Source organism: Leifsonia sp. NPDC080035 (genome assembly GCF_040050925.1).
Classification (GTDB): domain Bacteria; phylum Actinomycetota; class Actinomycetes; order Actinomycetales; family Microbacteriaceae; genus Leifsonia.
The window spans coordinates 3,988,715-4,008,673 of the sequence record NZ_CP157390.1 but is presented as its reverse complement, the minus strand read 5'-3'; the positions used below and the strand labels follow the sequence as shown (position 1 = coordinate 4,008,673).

The following is a 19,959-nucleotide window of genomic DNA, read 5'->3' as shown; positions in this document are numbered from 1 at the left end:
CGCAACCGTCTCGCCGCCATCGTGATGGCGATCATCCTGCTCGTCTACCTCGTGCTGGTGTTCCAGCGTGCGATCCTGCTGATCGCCTCCGGGGAACCGGTCGGGATCGCGATGGGCATCGCCCTGCTGGCGCTGCCGGTGATCGCCGCCTGGGCGATCGGACGGGAGCTGCTCTTCGGCGCCCGCACCGAGAAGCTGGTCACGCTCATGGCCGCGGAGGGCACGCTGCCGGTGGACGACCTGCCGCACCGGGCGAGCGGACGCCCCCTGCGCGACGCGGCGGACGAGGAGTTCCCGCAGTTCAAGGCCGAGGTCGAGGAGCAGCCGGAGAGCTGGCGCGCCTGGTTCCGGCTCGGCCTCGCCTACGACGCGAGCGGTGACCGCCGCCGGGCGCGCGAAGCACTGCGCCACTCCATCCGGCTCTACCGCGCGGAGCAGCGGACCGCGGCCTGACCGTTCGGCCCCGCGCCGGCGCGGCGTGCCTCAGGCCGCGCGGGCGAGGAGGCGGGCGACCGCGTCCTGGACGGTCCGGTCGGCGAAGACGAAGCCGTCGGCGAGCAGGCGCTCCGGGACGACGCGCTGGTCGGAGAGCAGCAGCTCGTTGCCGGCCTCGCCGAGGCCGAGCTTCACGGCGAACTCCGGCAACGGCAGGCCGTATGGACGGTGCACGGCGGCCGCGAGCGCGCGCAGCACGGCCGCGGCGGTGGCGGGCGTCGGTCCCACCACGTTGACAGGGCCGGAGAGCTCGGAGCCGAGCAGGTGCACGATCGCCGCCGCCTCGTCGCGGAGGCTCACCCACGGCCAGTGCTGGCCGCCGCCGGCGATGGGGCCGAGCAGTCCGAGCCTCGCCATCGGCAGCAGGGGCGTCATCGCGCCGCCGGGTCCGACGACGACACCGGTGCGCGCGGTCACGACCCGGGTGCGCTCCGGCGCGAGGTGCGCCGCGGCCTCCCACGCCTCGACGACGTCGGAGAGGTAGCCCGTGCCCTTCGTCGCCTGCTCGGTGAGGGTCATCCCGGGCCGGTCGCCGTAGTAGCCGACCGCGGAGCCGCTCACGAACACCGAGGGTGGGTCGGCGGCCTGGCGCATGGCGTCCGCGAGGGTGCCCGTCGCCTCCAGGCGCGAGGCGAGAATGCGGCGCTTGTGCGCCGGTGTCCAGGGCAGCCGGTTGAGCGAGGCGCCGGAGAGGTTGACCACGGCGTCGGCGCGATCCATGAGCGCGACGTCGATCATCCGGGTCGACGGCGACCAGTGGAACTCGTTCGGCGCGGCCGGGTCGCGCCGGACGAGGCGGAGCACCTCGTGCCCCGCCTCGTCGAGCTGCCTGACGAGCTCGGTGCCGATCAGGCCGGACGCGCCGGCGACGAGCACCCGCATCGACTAGGCCAGCGTTGCTTCGATGGTGATCGGGATGCCGACCAGTGCGCGCGAGACCGGGCAGGTGCGCTTCGCCTCGTCGGCGAGGCGCTGGAAGTCCTCGGCGGCGAGCCCGGGGACGCGGGCGCTGACGAGCAGGTGGCTGCCGGTGATGCCCTGTGCCGGGTCGAAGGTGACGGCGGCCGTCGCCTGGATGCTCTCCGGCGGGGTGCCGAATCCGGCGAGCACGTTCGAGAAGGCCATCGAGAAGCAGGCGGAGTGCGCGGCGCCGAGCAGCTCCTCCGGAGTGGTGACCTCCGCGCCGCCCTCGGAACGGGCCTTCCAGTTGACGTCGAGGGATGCGGCGTGGGACGAGTCGAGCGAGACCGTGCCGGACCCGGACTTCAGATCGCCCGTCCAAACGGTGGTGGATTCGCTGGTGACTGCCATGGGACCTCCCTGTTCTCCGCCCGCGACCGCGCGCGGTCCGACCAGGATACTGGCGGCCCTCCGACGCTCGGCCGGCGTTCGGGGGATTCCCGGTTTTCGCGCGCCGGGCCCCGGATCAGCCGGTCGCCTCGCCGCGGCGGATGATGCGCGTCCGCACCAGCAGCACGTACAGCTGGCAGCCGAGGCAGTACCCGAACACGGCATTCAGGAAGGCGGCGACGAAGGCGAGTGCGGCGGCGACCGGCACGGCGACAGGCATGCCGGCCGCGGCCAGCACGAGGCCCGCTCCTGTCACGACGAGACCCACGCCCTGGGCGAACGTCGGCGGTGCCGGGTCCTCGGTCTCGGCCGGTGGCCCGAGACGGGGTCGCACCAGGCGCCGGTAGAGGACGCCGTACGGATGCCGCTGCACCCCGGCGAAGGCTCCCCAGGCGAACAGCGCCGCGATGGCGATCAGCAGCAGGATGGCCGCGATGGCCGCTCCGGTGAGCCAGAGGAACAGCACGACCAGCAGCAGCACGGCGGTGATGCCGGCGCCGAAGCGGGGGGAGCGCGGGTCGATCGCGCGCGGACGGGTGTCGGTCATGGCGTCTCCGTGAGGATGCGGTCTATGGCTCCGCGGACGTCCGCGGGGCGGGCGGGGCCGCCGATGCGGCCGCGCACGGTGCCGTGCGCGTCGAGCAGCAGCGTGGTCGGGGTCTGCAGCACGCCGAACCGGGTCGCGAGCTCGGGTCGCGCCGCGAGGTCGACGTCCAGGTGCTCGACGCCGGGATGCTCGGCGGCGATCCCGCTGAGCACCCGCGCGGTGCCGGGGCACTGCGCGCAGTACGCCGTGGAGAACTGCAGGAAGGTCGCGCGATCCCCGAACGCGGACGCTCCCACTTCGGACGGCGCGAGCCGTTCCGCGCGTCGGGCACGGCGCACCCGCCCGGCGGTGGCGCGCAGGACCACCCCCGTCGCGGCCGTCAGCGCGACGAGGCCGAGCAGGAGGAGCAGTGCGCCGATCGCCGTCATGGTGCGGGTGACACTACGCGCGGGCGGGCGGCGGCGCAGCGTTTGTGTCCGATCGTGACGCGCCGCGCAGGTTATCCCCACCGCGGCCTCCCTGGCCGAGCCCGCGGGGAGGCGGGGCGAGCGCCCGACCCGATAGCCTAGGAGCCATGGCTCAATCCGCGAATCCGTTCGGCCAGGTGCTCGTCGCCCTGGTCACGCCCTTCACCGCCGATGGCGAGGTCGACTGGGCCGGCGTGGAGAAGCACATCGACGATGTCATCACCGCGGGTGCGGACGGCATCGTCGTGACCGGCACCACGGGCGAGACCTCGACCCTCACCGACCCGGAGAAGCTGCGGCTCGTCGAGGTCGGCAAGTCGGTCGCGGGCGGACGGGCCAAGATCATCACCGGCGGCGGTTCGAACGAGACCGCGCACGCCATCCAGCTCTACCGGCAGAGCGAGAAGGCCGGCGCGGACGGCGTCATGGTCGTCACCCCGTACTACAACAAGCCGACCCAGGCCGGCATCCTCACCCACTTCCGGATGATCGCGGACTCCACCGACCTGCCGGTGATCCTCTACGACATCCCCGGCCGCACCGGCGTCCCCATCAAATACGAGACCATCCTGCGGATCGCCAAGCACCCGAACGTCCTCGCCATCAAGGACGCGAAGGGCGACTTCAGCGAGGTCAGCCGGGTGCTCAACCAGACCGACCTGCTCTACTTCTCCGGCGACGACGCCAACGTGCTCCCGCACCTGGCGATCGGCGCGAGCGGGCTCATCGGGGTCACCGCGAACATCGCGCCGACGCCCTACCGCCAGATCGTGGATGCGGTCAACGCGGGCGACCTGACCACCGCGACCGCTGCGCACAAGAAGCTGGAGCCGCTCGTGCGCGCCGTGATGACCCACGTGCCCGGCACCGTCGCGGCGAAGTACATCCTGCACGGCCTCGGCCGCATCCAGAGCCCGCGCGTCCGGCTGCCGCTGGTCGGCCCGGAGGAGTGGGAGGCCGCGCAGATCGAGGACGAGCTGGATCTGGTCAAGGACATCCCCGGCGTCGACTTCTCCAACTTCCGTCCCGACCGCAACGCCGCCGCGGGCGGCGCACTGCCGAAGATCGCCGGGACCACACGCTGACGGCCGAAGCGGCCGATACCATCGCGGGCGCCTGCGCCCGCACCGAACGACAATGAAATAGGAGGGCACATGCCCAACCTCGTCTCCGAGCCCCCGGCACTCGAGCCGGGAACGCTCCGGATCATCCCCACCGGCGGTCTCGGCGAGATCGGCCGCAACATGACCGTCTTCGAATACGAAGGCAAGCTCCTCATCGTCGACTGCGGCGTCCTGTTCCCCGAGCAGGACCAGCCGGGCGTCGACCTGATCCTCCCCGATTTCGCGCCGGTGCGCGACCGGCTGGACGACGTGCTCGGCGTGGTGCTCACGCACGGCCACGAGGACCACATCGGCGCCGTCCCGTACCTGCTCAAGCTGCGCGCGGACATCCCGCTGATCGGCTCAGGGCTCACCCTGGCGCTGGTGGAGGCGAAGCTCAAGGAGCACCGCATCCAGCCGTTCACCCTCACGGTGAAGGAGGGCCAGCAGGAGAAGCTCGGCCCGTTCGACCTCGAGTTCGTCGCGGTCAACCACTCCATCCCCGACGCCCTCGCCGTCGCGATCAGCACCCCGGCCGGGGTGGTCCTGCACACGGGCGACTTCAAGATGGACCAGCTGCCGCTGGACGACCGACTCACCGACCTGCGCGCGTTCGCCCGCCTCGGCGAGAAGGGCGTCGACCTGTTCCTGGCCGACTCGACCAACGCCGACGTGCCCGGTTTCACCCCGCTGGAGCGCTCGATCGGGCCGGTGCTCGACACCGTGATCGCTCGCGCCCCGCGCCGGGTCATCGTCGCGAGCTTCTCCAGCCACGTCCACCGTGTGCAGCAGGTGCTCGACGCCGCGGCCGCGAACGGCCGCCGCGTCGCCCTGCTCGGCCGCTCGATGGTACGCAACATGACGATCGCCGCCGAGCTCGGTTACCTGAAGGTGCCGGAGGGCGTGCTCATCGACTACAAGAAGGCCGCCGACCTGCCGGACGACGAGATCGTCTACATGTCGACGGGATCGCAGGGCGAGCCGATGGCCGTGCTCGCCAGGATGGCGAACCTCGACCACCAGATCGAGGTGGGCCACGGCGACACGGTGATCCTCGCCTCCAGCCTCATCCCCGGCAACGAGAACGCGGTCTACCGCGTCATCGACGGCCTCACCAAGCTCGGCGCCAACGTCGTGCACAAGGGCAACGCCAAGGTGCACGTCTCCGGGCACGCTGCGGCGGGCGAGCTGCTCTACTGCTACAACATCCTGAAGCCCAAGAACGTGATGCCGGTGCACGGCGAGTACCGCCACCTGGTCGCGAACGCGCGCCTGGCGATGGACACCGGGGTGCCCGAGCGGAACACGATCCTGGCCGAGGACGGCTCTGTCGTGGATCTGCGCGACGGCGTCGCCCGCATCGTCGGCCAGCTCGACCTCGGCTTCGTGTACGTCGACGGCTCCAGCGTCGGCGAGATCACGGACGCGGACCTCAAGGACCGCCGCATCCTCGGCGAGGAGGGCTTCATCTCGATCATCGTGGTCGTGGAGGCCGCGAGCGGTCGAATCGTCACCGGCCCCGAGATCCACGCCCGCGGTTTCGCGGAGGACGACGCGGTGTTCGATGCCGTGAAGCCGAAGATCGCCGCGGCGCTGTCGGAGGCCGCGCACAACGGCGTCCGTGACTCGCACGCGCTCTCGCAGGTGGTCCGCCGCACGGTCGGCCGCTGGGTGAACACCAGCTACCGCCGCCGGCCGATGATCGTCCCGCTCGTCATCGAGGCGTGACGCGGCGGTTCTGACATAGTGGATCGCGTGGCGCCGGGGGTCGGCGCCACGCTCTTCTGAGAGGCAGCACATGGGGGTCATGCGACGCTGGGTCTTCCCGATCGTCCGCATTCTGCTGGTCGCCGCGATCGCGGTCGCGCTGGTGAAGCTGGCGTTCTTCCCGTCGGGGGAGGCCGAGGCGGATCCGGCGACGCCGAGCGCCCAGCTCGGCGATCCGGTCACCGCCGTCGCCACCGGCACGATCGTGAACGACGTGACGGTGAGCGGCTCGATCGTCGCCGACCCCGCCGTCCCGGCGCGCGCGACGTCGGCGGGCACCGTGAACAAGGTCCAGGTCTCCGTCGGCCAGAAGGTGGCCGCGGGCGACATCCTCTTCGACGTGAAGATCGAGACGCCGCGGGAGCCGGTCGCGAGCACTGCGCCGGACGGGTCGCAGACCCTCGAGGATCGCGAGCCGCTGGTCCGCTACGAGGAGGTGACGGCTCCGATCGCCGGTGTCGTCAGCGAACTGCCGGTGCTGAGCGGGCAGGCGGTCGCGATCGGCGACACCGTCGGCGCCGTCGCTCCTCCCACCTTCTCCGCCACCGCGGCGCTGCCCGCCGAACAGCAGTACCGGCTGGTGAACCGGCCGACGGAGGCGAAGGTCACAGTCAAGGGCGGCCCAGCGCCGTTCACCTGCACCGGCCTGTCCATCACCACACCGCCGGCGGCCGCCTCCGACGCCGCCGGGCCCTCGGGCGGGGGAGCGGGCGGGGCGGCAGGCGGCGACGGCGCCCAGGGCGTCGCCGGCGCGGCGTCGAACACGACCGTCCGCTGCGCGATCCCGGCGAACGTCACGGTGTTCCCCGGACTCACCGCCGGCATCACCATCTCGGCGGGGAAGGCGGAGAACGTCCTCACCGTGCCGACCACGGCGGTGAAGGGCTCCGCCCAGACCGGCGTGGTCTACGTCCAGGATCCGAAGGGCGGCGAGCCGAAGGAGGTCCCGGTCACGCTGGGACTCACCGACGGCACCTCGGTCGAGATCCGCGCCGGCCTGAAGGAGGGCGACAACATCCTCGAGTTCGTCCCGGGTGCGCCTGCACCGGACGAGAACGGCTACACGGCGGTCGGTCCGTGAGCCTGCTCCGGCTCCGCGGCGTGACCAAGACGGTCCGCATCCCGGACGCCGAGCCGCTGACCATCCTGCACGGCGTCGACCTCGAGGTGGCGGCGGGGGAGCGGGTCTCCGTCGTCGGCCGGTCCGGATCCGGCAAGTCGACACTGCTGAACATCCTGGGGCTCCTGGATGCGCCGAGCGCCGGGGAGTTCGACTTCGACGGCGTGCCCGTGGCCCGGCTGGGATCCGGCGCGCGCGACCGCAGGCGCGGCGCCGACGTTGGCTTCGTCTTCCAGCAGTTCAACCTGCTCGCCGGGCGCTCTGCACTCGAGAACGTCGTCACCCCGCTGCTCTACGCGAGCGGCAAACGGTTCTGGCGGCGACGCGCGATCGCCGCCGAGATGCTCGAGCGGGTCGGCCTCGGCCATCGCCTTGATGCGCGTCCCGAGGTGCTCTCCGGCGGCGAGCAGCAGCGCGTCGCCATCGCCAGGGCGCTCGTACGGGCGCCGCGACTGATCCTGGCCGACGAGCCGACGGGGGCGCTGGATGTGGAGACCGGCGGCAGTGTGATCGACCTGTTGGAGTCGGTCGCCGCCGAGAACGCGTCCGCGTTGGTCGTCATCACGCACGACCCCGCGGTGGCGGCACGGGCCGCGACGCGCTACCGGCTGGACGCGGGACGGCTTGCCCCCGCAGCCGTGGAGACCGCGGCGTGAGGGCGGTCGAGGTGGTCTGGGGCGCGCTCGTCGAGGCCTGGCAGGAGTTGCGCATCCACCGCACGCGCGTGCTGCTCTCCCTGATCGGCGTCGGCGTCGCGGTCTGCGCGCTGAGCTCGGTGGTCGGCCTCGCGAACATCGCCCAGCAGTCGATCGTCGAGAACAACGACCGCTACGGCGGCCGTCCGGCGCTGATCGCGATGACCCCGTCCGACGGCGGCGCCGACCGCGAGAGGACGGCCGGTGCCTGGCGGACGGTGGTCGAGCGGCACGCCATCCGCTACACGTCGGCGGTGCAGCAGGCGGGGATGCAGGTGCAGTTCCGCGACGGCGCCGGCGAGGTGAGCACCACGCTCGTGGACCCGGACTACGCGACCATGCACCGCACGGTCGTGCAGGAAGGGCGCTGGTTCTCCGGCGCTGACGAGAAGCTGCTCGCGCCGACGCTCGTGGTCAACGAGCCGTTCTGGGACCGTCTCGGTGTCCGCTCGATCGACGAGCATCCGACCGTGACCGTCCTCCGCGGCGACCAGAAGGTCACGGCCGTCGTCGTCGGGATGGTCAGGATGCCCGACTACGGCGACATGCCGAGCGCCTTCGCGCTGGGTGCGACGGCTGGGCTGCTGGTGGACACCAGCTCGGTCGACTACGGGCCGCCGTGGTTCGAGGCGTGGGTGTCGCCGGAGCTCGGCGACTCCCTGGTGGCGGCGATGAAGACGGAGTTCGGTCAGCTGCTCGGCCCGGACGCGGTCTCCGTCGACCGGCGCGACTACCTCGCCACCCAGACCGAGGACCCGCTCGCGTTCCTCAAGCTGCTCGTGATCGGCATCGCGATGCTCATCCTGCTGCTCGGCGCCCTCGGTCTCGTCAACATCGCGATGGTGACCGTGCGCGGCCGGATCCGGGAGATCGGCGTGCGCCGCAGCTTCGGCGCGACCGGGGCACGGGTCTTCGTCGCGGTGATGCTGGAGAGCGTCGTCGCGACCGTCGTCGCGGGGGCGGCCGGGGTCGCGCTGTCCATCCTCATCGTCAAGAGCCCGTGGCTGGAGGAGCTGATCGGCCACGGGATGGTCACGGAACCACCGCCGTTCCCGGTGGAGGCCGCGGTGTTCGGGCTGGTGTCGGCGACCGTCGTCGGGGCGATCGCCGGGCTGCTTCCCGCGCTCGTCGCGGTGCGGGTGAAGGTGATCGACGCCATCCGCTACTGACCGCCGATTTCGCGGCTCCGTGGCGCGGGAACGCCGCGATGCCGGGGGTGCGAGTTACCGTGGTCGCTATGGCTACGAGCACCAAGTCGACATCGCGCGCCCGGAATTCCGGGCGCGGCGGCTCGACCGCGCGCAAGCCGGCCGCGAAGACCGCGACGCAGAAGACCGTCGCGTACCCGGCCGCCGACGGCGCGCCGAGCCCGCTCGTCCGCGCCTGGATGGGCCTGGCGCACCTCACCGGTGCCGCCTTCCGCGCGCTCGGACCGGAGAAGCTGAGCAAGGAGGAGCGCCGAGACGGCTTCCCCTTCTTCCTCGTACTGCTCGCGGTCGCCGGCGCCGTCGTGGAGTGGTTCCTGATCAACGACCAGGTCGCTCGGACGCTGGACGCGTGGACGTTCGGCGGCCTGTTCGGCCGCGTCGCCTTCGCCCTTCCGGTCGTGATGGTGCTGTTCGCGGCCTGGCTGTTCCGCCATCCGAGCTCCGTGCACGACAACACCCGCATCGGCATCGGGCTCGGGATCCTGCTGCTGATGATCTCCGGGCTCTGCCACCTGTTCAGTCACCATCCGACGCCGAGCGACGGCATGTCGTCGCTCGCCCAGGCGGGCGGGGTGCTCGGCTGGCTGATCGCCGCGCCGCTGTCGCTGCTCATCACGCCGTACGGTGCGGGCGCCGTGATCATCGCGCTGCTCGTCCTCAGTCTCTTCATCATCACCAAGACGCCGCCGAACAAGCTGCCCGCGCGCATCCGCGAGCTCTACTCCTACCTCTTCGGCGCGCAGCTGCCGACGGAGGAGGAGCGCCAGGAGGCGAAGGACGCCAAGACGCGTCAGGTGGAGCTGGACGGCGTGGACGACGAGCCGGAGGCGGACGCCGCGCTGCCCTGGTGGCGGCGTAACAAGTCCCAGCGCGAGGAGGATCCGGACTACGACGCTCCGGCCGACCTCACCGAGGTCTTCGGCGAGCCGAAGCGCGGCAAGGGCGAGTTCGCCTCGGCCCTGGAGCCCGACCCGGCGAGCGACCACTACAAGACCGAGGTGCTCGGCGAGCTGACCAACGCGGAGCGCGCCCTGCAGCGCTTCACCGGCGAGGTGCCGCCGACCGCGGCCGCCGCACCGCTCGCGCCCGCTGCGGCCGCCGCGGGCGCTGCGCCCGCCGTGCCGACCGCGCCCGCCGTACTGCCCGGCTTCCAGGCGGGTGCCGACGACTTCGATGCCACCGCGTCGGTCGAGGCGGATGCGCAGCCGGCCGCGCCGTACAACCTGCCGTCCGCCTCGATGCTCTCCGCCGGCACGCCGCCGAAGACGCGCTCGAGCGCGAACGAGGAGATCGTCGCGGCCATCACCGAGGTGCTGACGCAGTTCGGCGTCGACGCGAAGGTGACCGGCTACTCCCGCGGCCCGACGGTGACGCAGTACGAGATCGAGCTCGGCCCCGGCGTGAAGGTGGAGCGCGTGACGGCGCTCAGCAAGAACCTGTCGTACGCGGTCGCGAGCAACGAGGTGCGCATCCTCTCGCCCATCCCGGGCAAGAGCGCGATCGGCGTGGAGATCCCGAACTCCGACCGCGAGATCGTGTCGCTCGGCGACATCCTCCGCTCGCCGGCCGCTGCCAAGAGCACGCACCCGATGACCATCGGCGTCGGCAAGGACGTCGGCGGCGGCTACGTCGTGGCGAACCTCGCGAAGATGCCGCACCTCCTGGTGGCCGGCTCCACCGGCTCGGGCAAGTCGAGCTTCGTGAACTCGATGATCACGAGCCTCCTGATGCGCGCGAAGCCGTCGGACGTGCGCATGGTGCTCATCGACCCGAAGCGCGTCGAGCTGACCATCTACGGCGGCGTCCCGCACCTCATCACACCCATCATCACGAACCCCAAGAAGGCCGCAGAGGCGCTGCAGTGGGTCGTGAAGGAGATGGATATGAGGTACGACGATCTGGCGAGCTTCGGCTTCCGCCACATCGACGACTTCAACAAAGCCGTCGTGAACAACGAGATCGTGCTGCCGGAGGGGAGCGAGCGCAAGCTCAAGCCGTACCCCTACCTGCTGGTCGTCGTCGACGAGCTCGCCGACCTGATGATGGTCGCGCCGCGCGACGTCGAGGACTCGATCGTCCGCATCACCCAGCTCGCGCGCGCGTCCGGCATCCACCTGGTGCTGGCGACCCAGCGGCCGTCGGTCGACGTCGTCACCGGTCTCATCAAGGCCAACGTGCCGTCGCGCCTCGCGTTCGCGGTCACCAGCGTCACGGACTCGCGCGTCATCCTCGACCAGCCCGGCGCCGACAAGCTGATCGGCCAGGGCGACGGGTTGTTCCTGCCGATGGGCGCCTCCAAGGCGCTGCGCGTGCAGGGCGCCTGGGTGAACGAGGACGAGATCCAGAAGGTCGTGGAGCACGTCACCCGTCAGGCGCGGCCCGAGTACCGGCAGGACGTCACAGCCGGAGCCGAGAAGAAGCAGATCGACTCGGACATCGGCGACGACCTGGAGCTGCTGCTGGCGGCGGCCGAGCTGGTCGTCTCCTCCCAGTTCGGATCGACCTCGATGCTGCAGCGCAAGCTTCGCGTCGGCTTCGCCAAGGCCGGTCGGCTCATGGACCTGCTGGAGTCCCGGGAGATCGTCGGTCCCTCCGAGGGGTCGAAGGCGCGCGACGTGCTCGTGACGCCGGAGCAGCTGCCGGACGTGATGGCACGGCTGCGCGGCGAGGAGCCGCCGTCCGGAGGCGCTGCGTCTGCGGGGACGGCCGCGCCTGCCGGCCCGAGTGCGCCCGCGGCGCCGGCTGGTGCAGTGGCCGTTCCTGCGCCTTCCGTCCCGTCCGACGGCGGTGACCGGTACGGCGACGACCCGGTCGCCGCGATGACCGAGGGTTATCCTGAGGTGGACGGCGACTCGGACGAGGACGCCTGGCAGCTGACCGGCAGGGAGTAGAGGGACGCGATGTCGGCCTCGGACACACCGCCGCCGGCATCGGCGGGGGGAAGCACCCGGCGGGTGAGCAACTGGAACCTGCCCAACGTGATCACGGTGGTGCGCATCCTGCTCGCTCCCGTGTTCGTCTGGATGCTGCTCGCGGACGCCGGGCACGACGGCCCCCTGCGGTGGGCGGCGGCCGTGCTCTTCGTCCTCGCGATCGCGACGGACGGCGTCGACGGCGCCATCGCGCGCAGGAACGACCTCGTCACCGACCTCGGCAAGCTCCTCGACCCGATCGCGGACAAGGTGCTCACCGGGGGAGCGCTGATCGCGCTGTCCATCCTCGGCGAGCTGCCGTGGTGGGTGACGGTCGTCATCCTGGTGCGGGAGATCGGTATCACCGTGTACCGCTTCGTCGTCATCCGTCAGGGCGTCATCGCGGCCTCGCGCGGCGGCAAGATCAAGACCATCGTGCAGTCGGTCGCCATCTCGTTCGCGCTGTTCCCGCTCTGGACCGTGCTGGGGGACTGGATCTTCTGGGTCAACGGCATCCTGATGACGGCCGCGGTGATCCTCACCGTGGTGACGGGCTTCGACTACCTCTGGCAGGCGTACCGGGGCAGGAAGGCCAAGCGTGCCGCGCGCTGACCCCACGGTGCTGCTGGTCCGCGCGCTGATCGAGCGCGGGCTGACCGTGGCGGTCGCAGAATCGCTGACCGGCGGCGGCCTCACCGAGGAGCTGACAACCGTGCCGGGCGCATCGGCCGTCGTCCTCGGCGGCGCGGTCGTCTACGCGACCGAGCTGAAGCACACGCTGCTCGGAGTGGACGCCGACCTGCTCGCCGCGGAGGGGCCGGTGCATCCGGAGGTGGCGCGCCAGCTGGCCGCCGGGGTGCGCGAGCGTCTCGCCGTCGGCGGCAGGGCGGCCGATCTCGGCCTCGCGACGACCGGGGTCGCCGGTCCGGACCCGCAGGGCGGCCGCGCGGTCGGAACGGTCTACGTCGGGATCTCGTCGCCCGCCGGCACCCGGGCGGTCGAGCTCGCGCTGGCCGGCGACCGCGCCGCGATCCGCGCGCAGACCGTCGAACGGGCCGTCGCCGAGGCGCTCGCGGAGCTCGGAATCGGTGCGCCGGACGCCCCCGGATGACGCGGGAATACGCGGCGTTACGGTCTCGTTACACCCGTTTGCATTAACAACAAAAGCCCAGTCGTCACGGATATCGTGAGTGTCACGGATGCGGTACATTGGCATCCACCATTGGTCGGCAGGGTAGAAGAAGGAGGCTCCGAATGATTCTTGTACGTCAGGAAATCGGCGACGTGCTCAGGGACTTCCGCCTGCAGAAGGGCCGTACCCTCCGCCAGGTCGCGAGCAAGGCGAGTGTCGCCCTCGGCTACCTGAGCGAGGTCGAGCGGGGACAGAAGGAAGCGTCGAGCGAGATCCTCGCCTCGGTCGCCGACGCGCTGGACACGCCGGTGTCGGTCATCATGCGCGAGGTCGGAGACCGCATCGCGGTTCTCGAGGGCATCGAGCCCGTCATCCCGGACACGGTCCCGGATGAGTTCGTCTCGGCGCTCGACGCCAACCTGGTCGCCCGCTGATTCCCATAACAAGCTCACGGACGCCCCGCCTCGTGCGGGGCGTTCGTCCGTCTAAGGTGATGTCATGAAGCTCAGCGAGTTCCAGCGCGCGATGGCCGACGAGTTCGGCACCGGCTACGGACAGGCGCTGCTGTCGGACCTCGTGCTCGGTGAGCTCGGGGGCAGGACGGGGAAGGCCGCGATCGACGCCGGCATCCCGCCGCGCGAGGTGTGGATCGCGCTCTGCAAGGAGATGGGCGTGCCGCAGTCGCACTGGTACGGCGCGGGGAAGCCGGCGCCGAAGCGCTGAGACGGCGACACGCCGTCCGAAAATGTCTCGAAGATATGTTCGGACACTGAGTAGACTCCTGCACAGCGGCAATCGAAAACGAGTTGTCCACGAATCGGGCATCCGACTCTTCGGGTGTCGGACGTTCCCCATACAGTCGAACTCGTCAGCGAAGCCCACGAAGGAGAACCGCAATGCCATCACCCGCAGACCGCGAGAAGGCGCTCGAGACCGCGCTCGCGCAGATCGATCGTCAGTTCGGAAAAGGCTCGGTCATGCGACTGGGCAGCGACGAGCGCGCCCCCGTCGAGATCGTCCCGACCGGGTCGATCGCGCTGGACGTCGCGCTCGGGATCGGCGGCCTGCCGCGTGGCCGCATCGTGGAGATCTACGGCCCGGAGTCCTCGGGTAAGACCACGCTGACGCTGCACGCCATCGCCAACGCGCAGCGGGCCGGCGGCATCGCGGCCTTCATCGACGCGGAGCACGCGCTCGACCCGGAGTACGCCCGCAAGCTCGGCGTCGACATCGACGCGCTGCTCGTCTCGCAGCCCGACACCGGTGAGCAGGCGCTCGAGATCGCCGACATGCTGGTGCGCTCCGGCTCCATCGACCTCATCGTCATCGACTCCGTGGCCGCGCTCGTTCCCCGCGCCGAGATCGAGGGCGAGATGGGTGACGCGCACGTCGGTCTGCAGGCCCGCCTCATGTCGCAGGCGCTGCGTAAGCTGACCGGTGCGCTGAGCTCCACGAACACCACGATGATCTTCATCAACCAGCTCCGCGAGAAGGTGGGCGTGTTCTTCGGAAGCCCGGAGACCACCGCCGGTGGTAAGGCGCTCAAGTTCTACGCGTCGGTGCGACTCGACATCCGCCGCATCGAGACCCTGAAGGACGGGACGGACGCCGTCGGCAACCGCACCCGCGTCAAGGTCGTCAAGAACAAGATGGCCCCGCCCTTCAAGCAGGCCGAGTTCGACATCCTGTACGGCATCGGCATCTCCCGCGAGGGCAGCCTGCTCGACTTCGGAGTCGAGCACGGGCTCGTGAAGAAGTCGGGTGCCTGGTACACGTACGAGGGCGACCAGCTCGGCCAGGGCAAGGAGAACTCGCGCAACTTCCTCATCGCGAACCCGGACATCGCCGCCGAGATCGAGACGAAGATCAAGATCAAGCTCGGCATCGTGCCCGACCCGAACGCCGTGGCGGAGACCGACGCGGCGGTGGGTTCCATCGAGGAGAAGCTGCAGGCCCGCAAGGGCGCGTGAGTCGCCGAGTGACGCGCACGAGGAGGTCTTCATGGTCGTGAGGTTCCCGTCCGGGTCACAGGGGGATCCGGGGGAGGACGCAGCAGACGCGTCCTCCTCGGGCCCCGACGAGCGTCTGGCGCCGGTGACTCCGTTGCGTCGTGCCACAGGCGCGGGGGCCGCTGGCCGTGGCTCGCGTGGCGCTTCGGTGCCGAGGCCGGTGGCGGAGCTGCCGTTCGCGGGCGCAAGTACCGGAGCGTTAAGCGGCGACGGTGACCGTGGCGCAGCGCCCGGTGCCGCCGGCTCCGCGCGCGGCGCGGCCGCGAACCGCCGGGCGAAGGCGGCGGATGCCGAGAGCGCGCATCCCGCCGGTCGTGGCCCGCGGTGGAACAACACCTGGGGCGACGAGGATGCGGCGGCGCCGGCCGTTTCGGAGCCCACCGACGAGGAGACCGAGCGGCAGGGCCGCAAGGCTAATGCGGTGACGATCCGTCAGCTTGCGCGCCGGGGGATGTCCCGGTGGGAACTCGAGCGGGTGCTGCTGAAGCGGGAGATCGAGCCGGAGGTCTTCGGTCCGGAGCTCGACCGGCTGGAGGCGCTCGGGGTCATCGACGACGCGTCGCTCGCGACGAGCCTCGCCTTCACGCAGCACAGCAGGAAGGGGCTCGGCCGCTCGGCGATCGAGCTCGACCTCAAGCGCAGGCATATCGCGCCGGAGCTGATCGAGGCGGCCCTCGCCGACATAGAGGACGAGGACGAACTGGAGATGGCGACGGAGCTCGCGATCAAGAGGATCGGTCAGCTCTCCTCGTACGACGACGAGACGGCGCGGCGCCGGCTGCACGGCTTCCTGGCGCGCAAAGGCTACGGATCGGGCATCGTCCGGCAGGCGATGGACGCGGCCTTCGCGACCCGCCGTCGCCGGGGCGTCCGGTTCGAGTGAGGCGTACGCGGCGGCGTTCACCGGGTGGGAGACGGCGCCCACGAGCTGGTTCATCCACTCGGAGGGGCGATAAGTAGAATTGTCCGCATCATGAGCATCATCGAACAGCGCAGCGTCATCGAACCGTCCTCCGCGGCGGTCGCGCCGGACGGGCGTGCCCGCACCTACGAGGTGCGCACGTTCGGGTGCCAGATGAACGTGCACGACTCCGAGCGGCTGAGCGGCTCCCTCGAGGCGGCGGGCTACGTGCCGGCCGACGGCGCGGAGCCGGACATCGTCGTCATCAACACCTGTGCCGTGCGCGAGAACGCGGACAACAAGCTCTACGGGAACCTCGGCCACCTCGCCGGTGTCAAGCGGCGCCACGAGGGGATGCAGATCGCCGTCGGCGGCTGTCTCGCGCAGAAGGACAAGAACGTCATCCTCGAGAAGGCGCCCTGGGTGGACGTCGTCTTCGGAACGCACAACATGGGCTCGCTGCCGAGCCTGCTCGAGCGTGCCCGGCACAACGATGCGGCTGAGATCGAGATCCTCGAGTCGCTGGAGACCTTCCCGTCGACGCTCCCCACCAAGCGCGACTCCTCCTACTCGGGGTGGGTGTCCATCTCGGTGGGCTGCAACAACACCTGCACGTTCTGCATCGTGCCGTCGCTGCGCGGCAAAGAGAAGGACCGTCGCCCCGGCGACATCCTCGGCGAGATCCAGGCTCTAGTCGACGACGGCGCGATCGAGGTCACGCTGCTCGGCCAGAACGTCAACTCCTACGGCGTCGAGTTCGGCGACCGGGCGGCGTTCTCGAAGCTCCTGCGTGCCGCAGGCGAGATCCGCGGCCTCGAGCGCATCCGCTTCACGAGCCCGCACCCTGCCGCCTTCACCGACGACGTGATCGACGCGATGGCGGAGACGCCGAACGTCATGCCGCAGCTGCACATGCCGCTGCAGTCCGGCTCCGACCGCATCCTGCGGGCGATGCGTCGGTCCTACCGCTCGGAGAAGTTCCTCGGGATCCTCGACCGCGTGCGGGCGAAGCTGCCGGACGCCGCGATCAGCACGGACATCATCGTGGGCTTCCCCGGTGAGACCGAGGAGGACTTCCAGGAGACGCTGCGCGTCGTCGAGGCGGCGCGGTTCGCCTCCGCCTTCACCTTCCAGTACTCGATCCGACCCGGCACCCCGGCGGCGACGATGGCCGACCAGGTGCCGAAGGAGATCGTCCAGGACCGCTACGACCGGCTGATCGCCCTGCAGGAGCGGATCTCGCTGGAGGAGAACGAGAAGCTGGTCGGCCGCGAGGTCGAGCTGCTGGTCGCCAACGGCGAGGGACGCAAGGACGCCGACACCCGTCGCCTGAGCGGTCGCGCCCGCGACAGCCGGCTCGTGCACTTCGAGCTGCCCGCGGGCTCGGAGACGCCGCGCCCCGGCGACGTCGTGACGGTGCGGATCACCCAGGCGGCCCCGCACTACCTGATCGCCGACTCCGACGGCACGCCGCTGGCGATCCGGCGCACCTCCGCGGGCGACGCCTGGGACCGTGCCGAGGCCGAGTCCTGCGCTGTGCCGACGCACGGCTCTGGGCAGGGCTCCGCCGCCGGCGGTCGCGTGTCCCTCGGCCTGCCGACGCTGCGGACGCGTGAGCCGCTCACCTCGCCGGGCGTCGGCACGATGCCGATCTACGACCCGACGGACGGGCAGCGCTGACCGCCGAGCGGTCCGGCGGGCCCGCGGGCGACGGCCGGCCCGACGGCACGTCCGCAGGAGCGGACGACGGCCGCGGTGGCCCTGGCGTCGTCGTCGTCGTCGGGGCGACCGGCACCGGCAAGACCGAGCTGTCGCTGGGGCTGGCGGAGGCCATCCGTCGGCGCGGCGGCGAGGTCGAGATCGTGAACGCCGACGCCATGCAGCTGTACCGCGGCATGGACATCGGCACCGCGAAGCTCCCGCGGTCCGAGTGGCGCGGCATCCCGCACCACCTCTTCGATGCGCTGGATGTCACCGACGAGGCAACCGTCGCGTGGTACCAGCCGGAGGCGCGCGCCACCATCGACGCGATCCGCGGCAGGGGCGCGACCCCGATCCTGGTCGGCGGCTCCGGCCTCTACGTCTCCAGCGTCGTCTTCGACTTCCGCTTCCCCGGCACCGACCGCGAGGTCCGCGCTCGGCTGGAGGCCGAACTCGCCGAGGTCGGGCCGGGGATGCTCTACCGCCGACTGCGCGACGTCGACCCGGAGGCGGCGCGCCGCATCGGCTCCAGCAACGGACGGCGGATCGTCCGGGCGCTCGAGGTCGCTGCGATCACGGGGGAGCCGGTCAGCGGCGCGCTGCCCGACGAGCCGCAGCCCTGGCGTCCGCTGACGATCCTCGGGCTCGCCGCTCCGCGCGACGAGCTGGTCCGCCGCCTCGACGAACGCGTCGAGCGGATGTGGCGGGACGGCCTGCTCGACGAGGTCGAACGGCTGCGCCCGCTCGGCATCGAGCGGGGCGTCACCGCGAGCCGTGCGATCGGGTACGCCCAGGCCATCGCCGAGCTCCGCGGCGAGCTCACCCGCGAGGAGGCGATCGCCCAGACCCAGCAACTCACGCGGCGCTACGCACGGCGGCAGGTGAGCTGGTTCAAGCGCTACCCGGGCATCCACTGGCTCGACTACGACGACGACAATCTCGTCGCCGCGGCGCTCGATAGGCTGTGAGCATGGCGACGCTCCACTTCACCAAGGGTCAGGGGACCGGCAACGACTTCGTGCTGTATGCGGACCCCGACGGCCGGAACCCGCTGAGCGCCGCAGAGATCGCGGAGATCTGCGACCGTCACTTCGGCGTCGGGGCGGACGGTGTCATCCGTGCGGTCCGCTCCACGCACCTCCCGGAGGGCGCCGAGGCGCTCGCGGAGGACGACGCCGCCGAGTGGTTCATGGACTACTACAACGCCGACGGCTCGCCCGCCGAGATGTGCGGCAACGGCATCCGCGTCTACGTGCGCTTCCTGCTGGAGACCGGCCTCGTCGAGCTCGCCGACGGCGACACCCTGCCGATCGGGACGCGCTCCGGCGTGCGCGACGTGCAGCGCAATCTGACCGGGTTCCAGGTCGACCTCGGCCGCTGGCGGCTGGACGGCGGCGAGCCCCTCGTCCGCGCCAAGGAGCTGCCGGTGGCGCGTCCGGGCCTCGGCATCGACATGGGGAACCCGCACGTGGTCGTCGCGGTGGCCGACGAGTCGGAGCTGGAGGCCGCCGACCTCAGCTACATCCCGCACGTCGAGCCCACGCCCGAGCACGGAGCCAATGTCGAGTTCGTCGTGCCGCACGAGCCGCTCGTCAAGGACGGCATCGGCCGCATCCGGATGCGCGTCCACGAGCGCGGCAGCGGCGAGACGCTCTCCTGCGGCACGGGAGCGGCGGCCGCAGCGCTCGCGGTCCGGCACTGGGCGGGCGCGGGGGCGCCGGACCAGTGGCGCGTGGATGTGCCGGGCGGCACGGTCGGAGTCCGCATGTTCCCGACCGAGGACGGCGAGCACGTCGCACTCTCCGGTCCCGCCGAGCTCGTCTACACGGGCACCCTCGAGCTCGCCTGACGCGAGGCGGGGAGGCGAGCGGAGCGGCGTCGGACGCGCGCTACGACGCGCGGCGGGCGCGCAGCACCCGGAATCCCTTCGAGATGGCGGCGCGCGTGGTGGTCAGCTCCGGGAACGTTGCCTCCATCCAGCGGTGCAGCGAGTCGCTGCCGAGGTTCCGCTGCACGACGAGCCACGCATCCGAGCCCGGCTCCAGCCGCGGCAGCCAGCGCTCCAGGATGTTGTGGAGCTCGTTCTTGCCCACCCGGATCGGCGGATTCGACCAGATCGTGGTGAAAGCGATGTCATCGGGAACATCGTCGGGCGACACTGCGTTGATATTCTCGAGACCGAGCTTCTGCGCGTTCCTGCGCACCACATCCAGGGCTCGGGTGTTGACGTCGACCGCCCAGACGGTCGCATGAGGGGATTCGAGAGCCAGTGTGAGAGCCAGAGGCCCCCAGCCGCAGCCGATGTCGAGGAACTGACCACCGGGCGGCGGGGAGGGCACATGGTCGAGGAGCACTCGCGTACCCGTATCGATGCGCTCGGGGCTGAAGATCCCGCTGGCCGTCACCAACTCGTACGTCTGGCCCGCCAGGCGCGCGGTGAAGGGCCGCAGATTCAGTTCGCTTCCGGGCGCGGGGGAAAAGTAGTGATCTCCCGAAGCCATAAGAGGACCGTACAGGACAGACACGAACAGGCAAACTAGGGTTGACCCGGA

General features: G+C 71.0%; 20 protein-coding genes and 1 pseudogene. 16 read left to right on the top strand and 5 right to left on the bottom strand.

Features of this window, described 5'->3' with window-relative positions:
* Positions 1–24 precede the first annotated feature (24 nt).
* On the top strand, positions 25–453 hold the full coding sequence (locus AAME72_RS19430) for a tetratricopeptide repeat protein (protein ID WP_348790178.1): 429 nt from the start codon (positions 25–27) through the stop codon (positions 451–453).
* A 30-nt stretch (positions 454–483) separates the two neighbouring features.
* Here the strand turns inward: AAME72_RS19430 and AAME72_RS19425 are convergent, their stop codons facing one another.
* The 4 genes from AAME72_RS19425 to AAME72_RS19410 all read right to left on the bottom strand — a co-directional run bounded on the left by AAME72_RS19425 (position 484) and on the right by AAME72_RS19410 (position 2,820).
* Positions 484–1,377, bottom strand: a complete 894-nt coding sequence (locus AAME72_RS19425) for a TIGR01777 family oxidoreductase (protein WP_348788164.1) — start codon at positions 1,375–1,377, stop codon at positions 484–486.
* 3 nt (positions 1,378–1,380) lie between these two features.
* Positions 1,381–1,806, bottom strand: a complete 426-nt coding sequence (locus AAME72_RS19420) for an OsmC family peroxiredoxin (protein WP_348788163.1) — start codon at positions 1,804–1,806, stop codon at positions 1,381–1,383.
* 115 nt (positions 1,807–1,921) lie between these two features.
* On the bottom strand, positions 1,922–2,392 hold the full coding sequence (locus tag AAME72_RS19415; protein ID WP_348788162.1) for a DUF4395 domain-containing protein: 471 nt from the start codon (positions 2,390–2,392) through the stop codon (positions 1,922–1,924).
* Complete coding sequence (locus AAME72_RS19410) at positions 2,389–2,820, bottom strand: thioredoxin family protein (RefSeq protein WP_348788161.1); 432 nt, start codon at positions 2,818–2,820, stop codon at positions 2,389–2,391. Before AAME72_RS19410 ends, AAME72_RS19415 begins: the two co-directional genes overlap by 4 nt.
* Positions 2,821–2,966: 146 nt before the next feature.
* On the opposite strand from AAME72_RS19410, the gene dapA reads away from it, so the two are divergent.
* The 15 genes and pseudogenes from dapA to dapF all read left to right on the top strand — a co-directional run bounded on the left by dapA (position 2,967) and on the right by dapF (position 19,256).
* Positions 2,967–3,944: a 4-hydroxy-tetrahydrodipicolinate synthase gene (dapA, locus tag AAME72_RS19405; RefSeq protein ID WP_348788160.1), complete on the top strand. Its 978-nt coding sequence runs from the start codon at positions 2,967–2,969 to the stop codon at positions 3,942–3,944.
* A 69-nt stretch (positions 3,945–4,013) separates the two neighbouring features.
* Positions 4,014–5,690, top strand: a complete 1,677-nt coding sequence (locus AAME72_RS19400; RefSeq protein ID WP_348788159.1) for a ribonuclease J — start codon at positions 4,014–4,016, stop codon at positions 5,688–5,690.
* A gap of 70 nt (positions 5,691–5,760) precedes the next feature.
* Positions 5,761–6,810 (top strand): efflux RND transporter periplasmic adaptor subunit, encoded by a 1,050-nt coding sequence (locus AAME72_RS19395; RefSeq protein WP_348788158.1) that lies wholly within the window; start codon positions 5,761–5,763, stop codon positions 6,808–6,810.
* Positions 6,807–7,505: an ABC transporter ATP-binding protein gene (locus AAME72_RS19390; RefSeq protein ID WP_348788157.1), complete on the top strand. Its 699-nt coding sequence runs from the start codon at positions 6,807–6,809 to the stop codon at positions 7,503–7,505. Before AAME72_RS19395 ends, AAME72_RS19390 begins: the two co-directional genes overlap by 4 nt.
* Positions 7,502–8,713, top strand: coding sequence for an ABC transporter permease (locus AAME72_RS19385; protein ID WP_348788156.1), 1,212 nt, complete (start codon positions 7,502–7,504; stop codon positions 8,711–8,713). Before AAME72_RS19390 ends, AAME72_RS19385 begins: the two co-directional genes overlap by 4 nt.
* Before the next feature lie 68 nt (positions 8,714–8,781).
* Positions 8,782–11,643, top strand: a complete 2,862-nt coding sequence (locus tag AAME72_RS19380; RefSeq protein WP_348788155.1) for a DNA translocase FtsK — start codon at positions 8,782–8,784, stop codon at positions 11,641–11,643.
* 9 nt (positions 11,644–11,652) lie between these two features.
* A complete protein-coding gene (pgsA, locus tag AAME72_RS19375) occupies positions 11,653–12,276 on the top strand; it encodes a CDP-diacylglycerol--glycerol-3-phosphate 3-phosphatidyltransferase (RefSeq protein ID WP_348788154.1) in 624 nt (207 codons plus the stop codon).
* Positions 12,263–12,775 carry a CinA family protein gene (locus tag AAME72_RS19370; protein WP_348788153.1) on the top strand — a complete coding sequence of 171 codons (513 nt, stop codon included), beginning with the start codon at positions 12,263–12,265 and terminating at the stop codon, positions 12,773–12,775. Before pgsA ends, AAME72_RS19370 begins: the two co-directional genes overlap by 14 nt.
* Positions 12,776–12,918: 143 nt before the next feature.
* Complete coding sequence (locus AAME72_RS19365; protein WP_348788152.1) at positions 12,919–13,230, top strand: helix-turn-helix transcriptional regulator; 312 nt, start codon at positions 12,919–12,921, stop codon at positions 13,228–13,230.
* A 64-nt stretch (positions 13,231–13,294) separates the two neighbouring features.
* Complete coding sequence (locus AAME72_RS19360) at positions 13,295–13,519, top strand: DUF3046 domain-containing protein (RefSeq protein WP_348788151.1); 225 nt, start codon at positions 13,295–13,297, stop codon at positions 13,517–13,519.
* A gap of 173 nt (positions 13,520–13,692) precedes the next feature.
* Positions 13,693–14,766, top strand: coding sequence for a recombinase RecA (gene recA / locus AAME72_RS19355; RefSeq protein WP_348788150.1), 1,074 nt, complete (start codon positions 13,693–13,695; stop codon positions 14,764–14,766).
* Positions 14,767–14,953: 187 nt separating this feature from the next.
* Positions 14,954–15,688, top strand: coding sequence for a regulatory protein RecX (locus AAME72_RS19350; RefSeq protein WP_348788149.1), 735 nt, complete (start codon positions 14,954–14,956; stop codon positions 15,686–15,688).
* Positions 15,689–15,778: 90 nt separating this feature from the next.
* Positions 15,779–17,386 carry a tRNA (N6-isopentenyl adenosine(37)-C2)-methylthiotransferase MiaB gene (gene miaB, locus AAME72_RS19345; protein WP_348788148.1) on the top strand — a complete coding sequence of 536 codons (1,608 nt, stop codon included), beginning with the start codon at positions 15,779–15,781 and terminating at the stop codon, positions 17,384–17,386.
* Between the two features lie 95 nt (positions 17,387–17,481).
* A pseudogene (miaA, locus tag AAME72_RS19340) lies at positions 17,482–18,375 on the top strand (tRNA (adenosine(37)-N6)-dimethylallyltransferase MiaA); the annotation flags it as partial.
* 2 nt (positions 18,376–18,377) lie between these two features.
* A complete protein-coding gene (gene dapF, locus AAME72_RS19335; RefSeq protein WP_348788147.1) occupies positions 18,378–19,256 on the top strand; it encodes a diaminopimelate epimerase in 879 nt (292 codons plus the stop codon).
* A 40-nt stretch (positions 19,257–19,296) separates the two neighbouring features.
* Here the strand turns inward: dapF and AAME72_RS19330 are convergent, their stop codons facing one another.
* Positions 19,297–19,908 carry a methyltransferase gene (locus tag AAME72_RS19330; RefSeq protein ID WP_348788146.1) on the bottom strand — a complete coding sequence of 204 codons (612 nt, stop codon included), beginning with the start codon at positions 19,906–19,908 and terminating at the stop codon, positions 19,297–19,299.
* Positions 19,909–19,959 lie beyond the last annotated feature (51 nt).